The organism is Flavobacterium sp. MMLR14_040, from assembly GCF_033657265.1.
GTDB lineage: Bacteria > Bacteroidota > Bacteroidia > Flavobacteriales > Flavobacteriaceae > Flavobacterium.
Window position 1 is genome coordinate 62716 of the sequence record NZ_JAWVWO010000020.1, and the last position, 12725, is coordinate 75440.

Below are 12725 nucleotides of genomic sequence, written 5' to 3' on the forward strand. Positions count from 1 at the left end.
AGTTATTCGTCTCTAAGTGCTACAATAGGTTTTATTTTGGCTGCTCTGTACGCAGGAAAAAATCCTGCCAGGGCTCCTGCAAATACAAGTAAAACAAGTGTTGTTAAAGCCACACTAAAGTCTACTTCGGGATTTCTAAAATATTCGCTCTGCACCATCGGCCCTACAAACTCCAGCAATAACAAACTTGCCAATAAACCTGTAAATCCAGCAATAGTGGTTATAAAAATTGATTCGTGAAGTATCATAGAAATTATCGAAAATGGAGATGCTCCTAAAGCTTTACGAATACCTATTTCCTTTGTTCTTTCTTTTACAACAATAAGCATGATGTTACTTACACCCACAACACCGGCAATTATAGTAAAAATACCAACCCACCAAAAAAACAATCTGATATATAAGTTTAAATCATAAAACTGTTTAGCGTCCTTAACCGAATTATAAGCATTTATTCCACCATCATCTTCCGGAGCAACAACATTTTTACTCTTAAGTAAATTTTTTAAATCCTGAGTAAATTTTTCAGATTGCGCCAAAGCCTCATCATAATTATTTGTCTTTTTTAAAGTAAAAAACAAATTGCTTATTTTATCTCCTCCGCCAAAAGTTCTCTGCACAGTAGTTTTAGGTAAGTAAGCTCTTGTTTCTTCTCTTTCTCCGCCCGGATCTGTAAAAACTCCTATTACTTTAAAGTTGATATTATTAATTAAAATTTCTTTTCCAATTGCATCACTGTCTTTAAACAAATCTGTTTTTACCTTCATTCCAATAGTAGCGACTTTTTCATTATTAGCCAGATCTTTGGCATTTACAAATCGTCCCTGAACAATGGTAAGATTTTCAATTCCGCCATAATCAGGATCTACACCCCTGTATTGATAACTTCCTGATTCTTTACCATAGGTGAAATTAGCACCCCAAAAATTAAAAGTCGACGCTCGCAAATCGAGTTTATCCTCGAATTTCTGAACTGATTGCGAATAATCACTATTGCGAAACTGAATTTGTCTTCCGGGATTTAAACCTTTGTATTCCTTTGTCGTTGTACCGGACCAAACCTCAATGATTCCGGCAGCATCGCGCTCAAATTGTTTTTCAATTCCGTTTTGAAGTCCTTTTCCGGCTCCCAACAGAATCACTAAAATAAAAATACCCGAAGCCACAGAAATCCCGGTAAGAAATGTTCTTAACCGGTTTTTAGAGATTGCCTCAAATATTTCCTGCCAACGCTCTATATTAAACATAAGATGAAGCTCTAACTTGTTCTACCTTTTTATCATCGATAATTAATCCATCTTTCAGGACTACGTTTCTTTTGCACATTGCAGCAATATCAGGTTCGTGGGTTACGATCAAAATGGTTTTACCCTCGTCGTTAATTCCCTGAATAAGTTCCATAACTTCATACGAAGTCTTAGTATCCAAAGCACCTGTTGGTTCATCGGCCAACAAAACTTTTGGATTTGATGCCAAAGCCCTTGCAATCGCCACACGCTGTTTTTGCCCTCCGGAAAGTTCGTTTGGCAAATGGTGCGAATGAGATCCTAAACCTACTTTCTCCAAATATTTCATGGCGATTTCGTAGCGTTCTTTTCTTTTTATTCCCTGATAATATAAGGGCATTGCAACATTATCAAGAGCCGTTTTATAATTAATCAGATTAAATGACTGAAAAACAAATCCTAAAAATTTATTACGATATTTTGAGGCTATCGTTTCGTTTAGTTTTTTTATTGGTGTTTTGTCTAAAATATAACTACCAGAATCTGCCTCATCCAAAATGCCTAAAATATTAAGAAGTGTCGATTTTCCAGATCCTGAAGATCCCATAATCGCAACCAATTCGCCTTCTTCTATATTAAAATTTATTCCTTTTAACACATGCAGCGTAGAACTTCCCATTTTATAGGACTTATGCAAATCTTTGATTTCGATCATGATATTGTTAAATTTTAAGACAATAATAATATTTTTATTAAGTATTTTATGGTAATAAAAAGTTAATAATTGTGCGATACTATTTCAATAAGACTCAATTTATTATTAAATGTTACACTTTTTCATAATAATATAATTGTTTTCTTAATTTTGCACTACTAAAAAAATCTTAACGATGAAGTTTTCTTCAATACTATCAGTATTCCTAGCACTTACAACACTTATTAGCTGCTCAACATCCCAAAAATTAGAAACATTAAAACCAGAACCAGACGACGCAAGTCCTTTAGTTTACGATGCAAACCCATCATTTATTAATTTACCCATAACTGTAAAACTTCATGATATCGAAAATCAGACGAATACACTTTTAAACGGATTAATTTTTGAAGACAATAATATTGAAGATGATGATATTGAAATGAAAATCTGGAAACAGGCTCCAATAAAAATTCAAAATGATGCAGCAAATCCGGATAAAAAAATAAAAACTATTTTGCCCTTAAAAGCCACAATCAAGTATCGCATTGGCACCAAAAAACTAGGTGTAGAACTTTATGATACCCGTGAGTTCAACTTAAATGGGGTAATTACTTTATCAAGTGAAGTTGCCTTAACCAATTGGAAACTTAACACAAAAACAGAATTTAAATCTCTCAATTGGAACGAAAGTCCAACAATGACAGTTTTTGGGAAAAACATGCCGATTACCTATTTAGTAAATCCGGCAATTTCTATTTTCAAATCGAAAATTGAAAAAAGCATCGACGATGCCATCGAAAAATCTATGGATTTCAAACCTAATGTCTTATCAGCTTTAGAAAAAATATGTACTCCATTTAAAATGAATGATACTTATGAAACCTGGTTGCGAATTGTTCCCGTTGAAGTGTATTCAACCAATGTAAAATTTAAAAACGATTTGTTTTTATTAGACATGGGAATGAAGTGCAACATGGAAACGATCATTGGAAAACAACCAGAATCTAAATTCAATGCGAGCAAAATTGTTTTAAAACCGGTTGCAAAAATACCAAATCAAATTTCGGCCAATATTGCCGCGATCTCAACATATGCCGATGCCTCAAAAATAATGACTACCAATTTTGCAGGTCAGGAATTTGGATCAGGAAGCAAAAAAGTTACCGTTAAAAATGTAGCGATCTGGCATAAAAATGGCAAAATGGTAATTGCATTAGATGTTTTAGGATCTGTAAATGGAACACTTTATTTAAACGGAGTTCCACAATATAATGTTCAAACCAAAGAAATTTACTTCGACAAATTAGATTATGTTTTAGATACCAAAAGTAAATTGATGCGTACTGCCAGTTGGTTAGGACAAGGTTATATCCTGAAGAAAATGGAAGAAAGCTGTCGTTATTCGATACAGCCAAATTTAGAAGAAGGTAAAAAAAACATGGCAGCTTATCTTAAAAACTATTCTCCTTTACCCGGAGTTTTTGTTAATGGAAAAATGGAAGATATTCAGTTTGATAAAATCCAGTTAACCAATCAGGCCATTATTGCTTTTATAAAGATAAACGGAACGGTAAATGTTTCTGTTGATGGATTGAAATAAAGATTGAAATAGAATCTAAAAAGAAAAAGCAGTATAAAATTATTTATACTGCTTTTTTCTTTTTAGACTGATACATTCTGTAAATCAGATATCCAATAACAGCAACCAATAAATACGGAATCACCATTAAGTAAACGATTCCATCATTTACAGCTTCTGCTTTTTTTACATTTGAATCTCCTGCAAGGGCAGCGCGGCACATCGCACATTGGGCATTAGCACTCAGAGAAAAGAAAATAGAGAATAGAATATAGAGACATTTTGATAAAAGAGAACTTTTAAACTTGCCTTCCACTCTATTTTCTTTATTCTTTGTTCTATATTCTTTTTTAATATACATAATAAGGAGAAATCATTAAATAAACCACTACACCTGTAACCGCAACATATAACCAAAGCGGGAAAGTGATTTTTGCTATTTTTCTATGTCTGTCAAAATTTTCTGCAAGTGCTCTTACATATGATATTAATACCAAAGGAATAATGGCAATAGATAATAAAATGTGAGTTACTAAAATAAAGAAATATACATATCTAATAGCTCCTTCTCCACCAAATTTGGTAGAATCAGAGGTCATATGATAAGCTACATACATAACTAAGAAAGCAACTGACAATGAAATGGCAAAAGTCATTAACCGTTCATGAAGTTTACGTTTTCCGTTTTTAATTGCGATTACTGCCCAAACCAAAACTATAGCAGTAATACCATTAGTAGTAGCATAAATTGGAGGTAAAAAGGATAACGGCTCCACGTTGTAACCAAAATCTTTTAATTTCACTCCAAACAAGATAGCAACCACTACCGGAATTATAATTGAAACTGCAACAATAAACTTGCTGAATTTTTTTTCTAATGAATGATCTTCCATTTTTATTCTGCTAATAATATTTTAATATCTTCCTGAATATCTCTAACTCCTTTTTTATCTAATCCGTCATAATATAAAATTGGATTTCCAAATTCATCCTTACGACAACGAATATTTCCATCTTTATCAATTAAAGCAAATAAACCAGAATGTTCAAAACCTCCGTTTACTTTAGCATTTTCTCCCGCATATAAATTAAAACCTTTGTTAGACAAATCCATAATGACCGCTTTATCGCCAGTCAGGAAATTCCAGTTTGAAGATTTCACACCTAATAATTTAGCATGGTCTTTTAAAACTTGCGGGGTATCATGATTAGGATCAATTGTAATAGAAACAATTCCGAAATTAGGGTTTCCAAAAAAAGTCTTTTCGATCTCTAACATGCTCAAATTCATTTTTGGACAAATTGAAGGGCACGTAGTAAAGAAAAACTCCAATACATAAACTTTTCCTTTATAGGTTTCATTTGAAATTTTAACGTTGTCCTGATTTGTTAATTCAAATTTTGGAGCGGGACCAATAGTTAACAATTTTGCATCGGATTTATCAGTTTTCAAGCCTACATTATCCAATCGGTTTCCTTTTACAACTTCACCGTTTTTTATTCTGTCTACAATTTTTGGCACAGCATAAATTCCGAAAATTAAAATGATAAATGAAATTCCGATATATGATTTATTTTTAAACATTATGATTGCTATTTAAAGTTGTTTAGTGGCATTGTGATTCTTTTTTAGAGCAGCACGATATTCGTATAAAATGATTTTAAAATCATCAAGCATTTCATTACTTAATTCAGATGGATGAAAAGTATCATAACCTTCCTTATACTCTTCTTTATTGTCTTTATTCTCTTTATTTGCCCCTTTTCTGCCTCTTAAGTTTCTTTCCTTATCAACTATATAAACATATGATGTCCCTAAATTATCATCTAGTTTTCCTTTTAAATGTAACTGATTGTAAAATGTTTTAATTTCTTCGGGAGAAGCAAAAACAAAGTTCCAGCCTTTTACATCTGTAAAAGGTTTTAATGCATCTAATACTTTTTGGGCTTGTTGTTCGGTTCCGACAGGGCAAAGTATTACAAACTGAAGATCTTCAAAACCATTGTAACGTTTGTATATTTTTTCGTTTAAGTTGAAATAGTTACCACGATTATTTAAAATTTCTGAACCTGAAAAACCTAAAACCGTTATCTTTTTATCAAGTGAAACTTTTTTTCCATTTAAAGATTTCCAATTACCAAAATCTGCAATCTTTGGAGTTATTGTAGGCAGTTTAGAAAAACTATTAACCCCGGAAGCAAAAAACAAATAGGCAACAATTGGCAGAACAAAAAGCACAAAGAGAACTATATTTTTTTTCATTGTAGTAGTGGAAGTTATTGAGATACAAAAATAAAAAAATCCCGATGTTATCGGGACTCTTTTCGAATTAATATCATGTTAAAAATTCCATTTAATAGTAGAATCTTTAAAAACCCCATAAATATAATGTCCTTCTGTCAACAGAATAAACAATAAATATAAAACTAGGAATATAACTGGAGAAACAACAGACCATCTAAGGCTGCTTTTTTCACCTTCCATGTGCATAAATGCCCATACTATATAATATGCTTTGAATATTGTCAGGATATAGAAAATCCAGTTTAACAAATTCAAACCAATAAAATGATTAAACTCTAATGATGCTGGTTTTAAAATACCAAGGATAACTTCTACTGTAGTTACTACTGATAATAGTCCGAAAACAAACCAGATTCTTTTTGTATTTGATACGTGCTCGTGTGACATAATAATAAAAATCTAAAATTAAACTAAGTAGAAAACTGTAAATACAAATACCCAAACTAAATCGACAAAGTGCCAGTATAAACCAACTTTCTCTACCATTTCATAGCTTCTTCTTTTCTCGTAAGTACCCAATAAAACATTAAAGAAAATAATGATATTAATGATAACTCCAGAAAATACGTGGAATCCGTGGAATCCTGTAATGAAGAAGAAGAAATCGGCAAACAATTTACTTCCGTATTCGTTTCTAGTTAAGTTTGCACCTTCTACAACATATTTTGCAGTACTTAAACGAGACTCAGATTCTGCTCTTGTTAAAACTGTTTTTTTCTTTTTTGCAGTAAGCGTTTCTGTTCTTATCAACAAATCAGGATGTGCTTTAAAACCAGCCTGGATTTCAGCTACAGAATAGGTTGGCTGCGTTTCAGCATCTTCCATAAACCATTTTTCTTTGCTTCTTGTTAAAGCTTCTCTTTGCTCCGGTAATTTTACAGCAAACTCCTCAAGAGCTACTCTTTTACCATCTTTATCAACGAATTGCAATAAACTTCCTCCTGCAGTTTCAACTGCACCATATTCTCCTTTAATGAAGTTTTTCCATTCCCATGCTTGAGAACCAACGAAAATTAAACCTCCAATAATAGTTAAGAACATATATACAGCCACTTTTGTCTTTTTCAAATGATGACCTGCATCAACAGCTAAAACCATTGTTACAGATGAGAAAATCAAAATAAAAGTCATTAAGGCTACATAATACATAGGAGCCGAAACGCCATGCATAAATGGGAAGTGAGTAAACACTTCATCAGCCAAAGGCCAGGTTTCAATAAATTTGAATCTAGAAAAACCATAAGCAGCAAGGAATCCAGAGAATGTAAGGGCATCTGATACGATAAAAAACCACATCATCATTTTACCATAACTTGCTCCTAATGGCTGGATATCTCCGCCTCCCCAAGTTTTTTCGTCGTTATTTGCAGTAGTAACTGTCGCTTCCATAAAAGATATTCGTTAAAAAGTTCCCAAATTTACGTTTTTTTCTTATTTAAAGAAATATAAAAATAAAAATAAATATACCCATAATAAATCCAAAAAGTGCCAATACATCGCACCTAGTTCTATACCAAGAGTTTGAGTCGAATTGTATTTTTGTTTAAAATGATTATAAATTATAATTAAAAGTGAAATTAATCCTCCAGCCAAGTGCAATAAGTGCGTCACCGTTACTACATAAAGAAAAGTTGTAGTAATTGAACTACCTTCTCCTGTGAAATAATATCCGCTTTCTACGATTTGTCCAAAACCTGCAAATTGTAAAACCACAAATAAAATTCCTAAGGCTAATGTCCCTAAAAGAAAAGCTGTTGTTGCACTTCTGTTATCTTTCTGGATAGCTTTTTTTGCCAAATAAAAAGTAACACTACAACCTAAAATTACAGCTGTGCTATAATAAAATGCGATTGGCAATTCAAAATTCTTCAACCAATCTGCTCTTGATTTACTTACTACAAATGCACTTGTAAGTCCGGCAAACATCATGGTCATACTTACCATTGCAAATAACAAAATCAGTTTTGCCGATTTTGATTTTTGTACCTGTTCTTCACTTGTTGTCATTGTCATTTCCATAACTATCTTAAAAATTTATCTACTATAAGCACAATTTGCAGCAACGAAATATACGAAACACTTACCAACATCAATGTTCTCGCAGCTTTTGCAGTTCGCAATTGATATAATCGTATTGCATAAAACAACATCCACAATCCCAATAAAAAAACCAAAACTGCTGCAATTGGTGTTATAAACAATTGTCCTGTATATCCTAAAACCGGCAACAACGAAGCTATTATCAACCAAACGGTGTATAAAATAATTTGCAACGCGGTTCCTTTATCTTTTTTACCTGTTGGAAGCATAAAGATTCCCGCTTTTTCATAATCTTCATATAAAAACCAGCCAATTGCCCAAAAATGAGGAAATTGCCAAAAAAACTGAATTAAAAACAAAGTTCCGGCTTCTATTCCAAAATCTCCTGTAGCTGCAACCCATCCTAACATAAACGGAATTGCACCTGGAAATGCCCCCACAAAAACCGATAACGAAGTTACTGTTTTTAAAGGTGTATAAATACTTGTATACAAAAATATCGAAATTGCAGCAAACATTGCCGACTTTGCATTAATGGTATAAAGCAAAGCAATACCAATAATTGTAAGCAAACTTGCTACAACCAAAGCCATTGTTGGAGACATACGCCCTGAAGGAACCGGACGATTTTTTGTGCGATCCATTAATGAATCAATATCTTTTTCTATTACCTGATTAAAAGCATTTGAAGCCCCAACCATGCAATATCCACCAATAGATAAAACTAGCAAAACACTCCATTGAAAAGGGTGTTCAGCATTTACCCCCAACAAATATCCGGCTATTGAAGAAAACAAAACACTAATAGCCAAACCAGCTTTAGTGATCTCTTTGAAATCCAGAAATATCGATTTTAATGAAATTGTATTTTTTGTAGCGTTCAAACCTTGATTGTTTGTATATTTTTTTGAGTGGTGCAAATGTACAAATTAGATTGTAGAATCCTGAACTATAAAATTAGATTTTTTTCAATAAAACCTTTACAAAATAAGGACTTGTACATTTTTAACACTATTATTTCGAAAAATCTTATTAAATGCTAGTAATCGAAATACCAATTAAAGACATCAGAACGTAATCCGATAGTAAACCATGTTGTATTTTGCTTAAAAGTAGTTGCTGTTTCTTGCGTTGGATCAAAGTTTCTGTAAATAAAACTTCCAAATAATTTTAAATTAGTCATCGGATTTATTAAATATCCTCCTTGAATGTCAGCAATAAAAATACTTGTTTTATTACCTTGTCCTACTTTTACTCCAGTATCATAAGGACGCTTTTCATCATAACTCTTATAAATATTCCCACCATAATTAAAGCTGTTCTGTGCAGTATCAAAATCTAAGCCTCGTGTTCCCATTGTAAATTTAGCATCTCCAAAAACACGGCCTTTATGATAACGGCCAATTACAACTAATTCTTCAAAATTACCTCCCCACTGATGCCCGATACTTTGGTTATTATGACCATAGTTTGTAATGACAGCACTATGCTCGTAAACATAAGGACGCACATGATTATACTCAAGCTGCAACAATAAATCTTTAACTTTAAAAGCATTAAAATATTTAGCACCAAGCTGATATCCAAATTTATTTTTCCAGCTCTGCTCTCCTGCTCCCATATCAGAAACTGAAAATTCATCTAAAAGAAACTGACCGTAAAAGTTAACATTGTTATTCCACTTGTATTTCGCAGTAAATCCTAAAAGCGCATTTCCACTTCTTGAAGAAGATGCAAACTCAACAGAACGATAAAATATGACAGGGTTTACAAAATTTACATCAAACCCTCTATTATTTGTATCTGTCCAAACTACTGATTCAAAGAAACCAAAATTCAATTTATTCGAAACATTCCAGCTCAAGTAATGATTCGCCATATACTTAGAGGCATAAGTTCTTTCTACTGTAACGTCCGGGCGCACATCTTTGAGCCACATGTAAGTGTTCGTGTATTTTATTTTCCAAAAAGTGGTATTGATTTTAAAATACGGATAAGGACTCGCTCCATCACTTTCAAGCAACGAACGGTATCCGTCTCCAATAAAATTTCTCCCATAACCTAACTGAAAATCGAAAATTTTACTAGGTGCAAAAGTAATATTCGCTTCTGCTAAAGGAAAATCATAAGCATCAGTTTTAAATTCTTTTCCAATACCCATTCCCGGAATAATTGCAGGATTTCCACCTGAAGGCTTCAAACTTTCTGCATAATCATTATAATAACCCGCAAATCGGCCCTGGCTTTCAAAAACAGTTGTTGTAAAATTAATTTGTTTTCCTAAACCTCCTCTAAAATTTAAGGCACGTGTATTTACAAAAGTATAGGTAGCATCAAGATCTGAAGCTTTACCCATTTGCAAATCAAGAATGGGGTTTAGTGCTATCCAATAATCTTCACCCTGAATCTGAACTAAATTTTGATTCCAAAACTTTCTTCCCAACCAGGTCGAAACATTTTTTTGAAGTGATTCATTTACAGCTTTCAAATTATAATATTTTGAAACCTCAGCATAAGTATAAGGTTTTGAAGCTGTATGATTGTTACTTCCAACCTGATTCATTGCACCGTCAAACTGCGCATAATAACTATGAGAAAACGGAATATTTAAATGACTTTCAAATTCAGGATTATTATATTTTTTATACACAATACTATCCAACTCGGTCATTGGTTTTTCGAGTGGTTTTTCAATTTCGGCTGCAGCCAAAGCTTCAGCTTCAATTTGATCGGCACTTTTTAAGGGAATAGCGATCGAAATTGTATATTTAGAATAGGTTGGCTTTCCACTATATGATGAAGGTTTAATTTTCGGAAATGTACCAAAAACACGTTTAGCTTCTTCTGATAAAGCTTCGTTCTCTGCATTGACATAAATCACTTTAAACTCACCGTTAATATCTACTTCAAAAAGCACTTTTACTTCTCCCTGGTAATTTGTTTGTTTTAAATTTTCAGGAATTTGAAAATTATGATAAACAAAATCCTGAACTTCTTTATAAAAACAATTCTCTAATTTTTTTGATTGCAAATTTTCACAATTAGGAAAAACAGGAAATTGCTCTGTTGCAAAACCAGGCTTAACAGAGCTATTATTCCTTTCCTGAGAAAGGGCAACTAAGGAAGACAGGATAAGAATAAAAGATAAAAAATTCTTAAAGGTGTAAAATTTGATTTTCATTTAATATTGATTTGTGGTATTTCCTCCGTCTACAATTGTTTTTGCTGCCGAAGTTCCAATTCGCTTAACTCCTAAACGAATCATTTCTATTGCTTCATTATATGTTCGAACACCTCCGGCTGCTTTTATTGGCAACGGTGAAGCATTTTCTAACATCATAATTATTGTTGGAATTGTCGCTCCGTTTGGCAAATCATTTTCAGTTTTAAAAAAACCGGTGGATGATTTTACAAAAACCGAAGCATAATTTTCTTCTTTGAAATTTGATATAACAATATTTTTTATCAAAGCCGAAAGCTGAATAATTTCTTTATCTGTCAAAGCAGCGACTTCAATAATCCATTTTAATGTTTTATTGTGTGCCAATCCAATTTGGGTCCCTAATAAAATTTCTTGTTTTACTAATGCCAGATTCCCGTTTTTAAAAGCTTCATAATTACAAACAAAGTCTAAATCGTCTGCCCCATTTTCAATTGCCACATTTGCTTCTTTGATTTTGGTTTCGATATCTGAATTACCTTCCGGAAAATCGATAACTGTTCCGACAAGTAAAGCCGAATTTGCTTTTAGAATCATTTCTTTTGCCAAACTCACATATTCTGAACGAATCATGATCAGTTTAAAATTTTCGCTAATGGCTTCAGAAATTGCATTTTCTACCACGATAAGATTTTCTGCTTCCGAAAGTCCGGCTTGAGAGGCAGTTTTTAAGTAAGTTGAATCTAAATATTGCTTAACATTCATGATTTTTAGATACATGTGGAATTTCGACAAAAATACATTTAAAATTCAAAAAAAAAACCTCTTTTTGAATCTTGCCATTTTTGCAATAAAAAACCCACCGAAGTGGGTCTTATTTTTATATTCTATCGATTTGCTTTTTTAAAGCTATGGCTGTAAAAAGACCTATTGTAGCTCCAATTGCATTTGCTAAAATATCTGTAACATCTGCAGCTCTTGTTGTTGTAAAAACACTTTGTAAAATTTCGATCGTAATTCCGAAAAAAACCGAAAATATAAACGAAATCAAATAAGCTTTATAATCATCAGGAGCCTTCCCTTTTAATTCTTTTTTAAAGAATAAAATCCAGGAAATTGTAAATCCAAAATGAAAACAAAAATGTACAATTTTGTCAACATTTGGAATATTTACTACTGTTGGAAGATTACTTGAATCTGTCAAACAAAAATAAGTAATAATCCCTGAGCAAATAATTGCCCAAAGAAGCAATAGCTGTTTAGGCACCGATAAGTTGTTTATAAGCTTCGTCAGATAATAAAGTATCTATTTCTGATGCATCAGCAATTTTTATTTTAATCATCCATCCAGCTCCATAAGGATCAGAATTTACAGTTTCCGGAGCACTTTCTAAGCTATCGTTAAAAGCAATAATTTCTCCTGTTAAAGGCAAAAACAAATCCGAAACTGTTTTTACAGCTTCAACAGTTCCAAAAACCTCATCTTTATCAAGTGTCTGGTCTAAAGTTTCTACTTCAACATACACGATATCTCCTAACTCTTTTTGAGCAAAATGAGTAATTCCTACAGTTGCCACATCTCCTTCGATGCTAACCCATTCGTGATCTTTTGTGTACTTTAAATTTGCTGGTATGCTCATAATAGTATGTTTGAAAATTGATAATTTAATAATTTAGGCACAAATGTAATAATCTTCTAATGAAATCCCCTTTAGAAA

Annotated in this window: 15 protein-coding genes; 1 reads left to right on the top strand and 14 read right to left on the bottom strand. The window is 32.6% G+C overall.

What is annotated here, in order from left to right:
- Positions 1–2 precede the first annotated feature (2 nt).
- Positions 3–1247, bottom strand: a complete 1245-nt coding sequence (locus SD960_RS19845) for an ABC transporter permease (protein WP_318805545.1) — start codon at positions 1245–1247, stop codon at positions 3–5.
- A complete protein-coding gene (locus SD960_RS19850; protein ID WP_073396830.1) occupies positions 1240–1941 on the bottom strand; it encodes an ABC transporter ATP-binding protein in 702 nt (233 codons plus the stop codon). The genes SD960_RS19845 and SD960_RS19850 overlap by 8 nt, the downstream gene beginning before the upstream one ends.
- 175 nt (positions 1942–2116) lie before the next feature.
- Between SD960_RS19850 and SD960_RS19855 the strand changes: the two genes are divergently transcribed.
- Positions 2117–3523 carry a DUF4403 family protein gene (locus SD960_RS19855; protein WP_318805548.1) on the top strand — a complete coding sequence of 469 codons (1407 nt, stop codon included), beginning with the start codon at positions 2117–2119 and terminating at the stop codon, positions 3521–3523.
- Positions 3524–3566: 43 nt separating this feature from the next.
- Here the strand turns inward: SD960_RS19855 and SD960_RS19860 are convergent, their stop codons facing one another.
- The 12 genes from SD960_RS19860 to gcvH all read right to left on the bottom strand — a co-directional run bounded on the left by SD960_RS19860 (position 3567) and on the right by gcvH (position 12647).
- Positions 3567–3863: a hypothetical protein gene (locus SD960_RS19860; RefSeq protein WP_318805549.1), complete on the bottom strand. Its 297-nt coding sequence runs from the start codon at positions 3861–3863 to the stop codon at positions 3567–3569.
- A complete protein-coding gene (locus SD960_RS19865) occupies positions 3853–4395 on the bottom strand; it encodes a DUF420 domain-containing protein (protein WP_318805551.1) in 543 nt (180 codons plus the stop codon). Before SD960_RS19865 ends, SD960_RS19860 begins: the two co-directional genes overlap by 11 nt.
- Before the next feature lie 2 nt (positions 4396–4397).
- Complete coding sequence (locus SD960_RS19870; RefSeq protein WP_318805553.1) at positions 4398–5087, bottom strand: SCO family protein; 690 nt, start codon at positions 5085–5087, stop codon at positions 4398–4400.
- A 12-nt stretch (positions 5088–5099) separates the two neighbouring features.
- Positions 5100–5765: a hypothetical protein gene (locus SD960_RS19875; protein WP_318805554.1), complete on the bottom strand. Its 666-nt coding sequence runs from the start codon at positions 5763–5765 to the stop codon at positions 5100–5102.
- Between the two features lie 78 nt (positions 5766–5843).
- Complete coding sequence (locus tag SD960_RS19880; protein WP_042565652.1) at positions 5844–6194, bottom strand: cytochrome C oxidase subunit IV family protein; 351 nt, start codon at positions 6192–6194, stop codon at positions 5844–5846.
- A gap of 18 nt (positions 6195–6212) precedes the next feature.
- Entirely contained in the window at positions 6213–7196 is a 984-nt protein-coding gene (locus tag SD960_RS19885) for a cytochrome c oxidase subunit 3 (protein WP_318805555.1), read from the bottom strand.
- A gap of 42 nt (positions 7197–7238) precedes the next feature.
- Positions 7239–7826, bottom strand: coding sequence for a heme-copper oxidase subunit III (locus SD960_RS19890; protein WP_042565650.1), 588 nt, complete (start codon positions 7824–7826; stop codon positions 7239–7241).
- Between the two features lie 2 nt (positions 7827–7828).
- On the bottom strand, positions 7829–8731 hold the full coding sequence (cyoE, locus tag SD960_RS19895) for a heme o synthase (protein WP_318805557.1): 903 nt from the start codon (positions 8729–8731) through the stop codon (positions 7829–7831).
- Positions 8732–8886: 155 nt separating this feature from the next.
- Entirely contained in the window at positions 8887–11028 is a 2142-nt protein-coding gene (locus tag SD960_RS19900) for an energy transducer TonB (protein WP_318805558.1), read from the bottom strand.
- The gene (gene deoC, locus SD960_RS19905) at positions 11029–11772 is read right to left on the bottom strand and encodes a deoxyribose-phosphate aldolase (RefSeq protein WP_318805560.1); all 744 of its coding nucleotides are present in this window, start codon (positions 11770–11772) and stop codon (positions 11029–11031) included.
- A gap of 115 nt (positions 11773–11887) precedes the next feature.
- The gene (locus tag SD960_RS19910) at positions 11888–12274 is read right to left on the bottom strand and encodes a VanZ family protein (RefSeq protein WP_318805562.1); all 387 of its coding nucleotides are present in this window, start codon (positions 12272–12274) and stop codon (positions 11888–11890) included.
- Positions 12267–12647 (bottom strand): glycine cleavage system protein GcvH, encoded by a 381-nt coding sequence (gene gcvH, locus SD960_RS19915; RefSeq protein ID WP_042565646.1) that lies wholly within the window; start codon positions 12645–12647, stop codon positions 12267–12269. Before gcvH ends, SD960_RS19910 begins: the two co-directional genes overlap by 8 nt.
- Positions 12648–12725: the final 78 nt, after the last annotated feature.

Coding starts and splice junctions, on each gene's coding strand:
- SD960_RS19865 (WP_318805551.1), bottom strand. CDS start 4,395: ATGGAAGATCATTCATTAGAAAAAAAATTCAGCAAGTTTATTGTTGCA.
- SD960_RS19870 (WP_318805553.1), bottom strand. CDS start 5,087: ATGTTTAAAAATAAATCATATATCGGAATTTCATTTATCATTTTAATT.
- SD960_RS19850 (WP_073396830.1), bottom strand. CDS start 1,941: ATGATCGAAATCAAAGATTTGCATAAGTCCTATAAAATGGGAAGTTCT.
- deoC (WP_318805560.1), bottom strand. CDS start 11,772: ATGAATGTTAAGCAATATTTAGATTCAACTTACTTAAAAACTGCCTCT.
- SD960_RS19845 (WP_318805545.1), bottom strand. CDS start 1,247: ATGTTTAATATAGAGCGTTGGCAGGAAATATTTGAGGCAATCTCTAAA.
- SD960_RS19900 (WP_318805558.1), bottom strand. CDS start 11,028: ATGAAAATCAAATTTTACACCTTTAAGAATTTTTTATCTTTTATTCTT.
- SD960_RS19885 (WP_318805555.1), bottom strand. CDS start 7,196: ATGGAAGCGACAGTTACTACTGCAAATAACGACGAAAAAACTTGGGGA.
- SD960_RS19855 (WP_318805548.1), top strand. CDS start 2,117: ATGAAGTTTTCTTCAATACTATCAGTATTCCTAGCACTTACAACACTT.
- SD960_RS19875 (WP_318805554.1), bottom strand. CDS start 5,765: ATGAAAAAAAATATAGTTCTCTTTGTGCTTTTTGTTCTGCCAATTGTT.
- SD960_RS19890 (WP_042565650.1), bottom strand. CDS start 7,826: ATGGAAATGACAATGACAACAAGTGAAGAACAGGTACAAAAATCAAAA.
- gcvH (WP_042565646.1), bottom strand. CDS start 12,647: ATGAGCATACCAGCAAATTTAAAGTACACAAAAGATCACGAATGGGTT.
- SD960_RS19860 (WP_318805549.1), bottom strand. CDS start 3,863: ATGTATATTAAAAAAGAATATAGAACAAAGAATAAAGAAAATAGAGTG.
- SD960_RS19880 (WP_042565652.1), bottom strand. CDS start 6,194: ATGTCACACGAGCACGTATCAAATACAAAAAGAATCTGGTTTGTTTTC.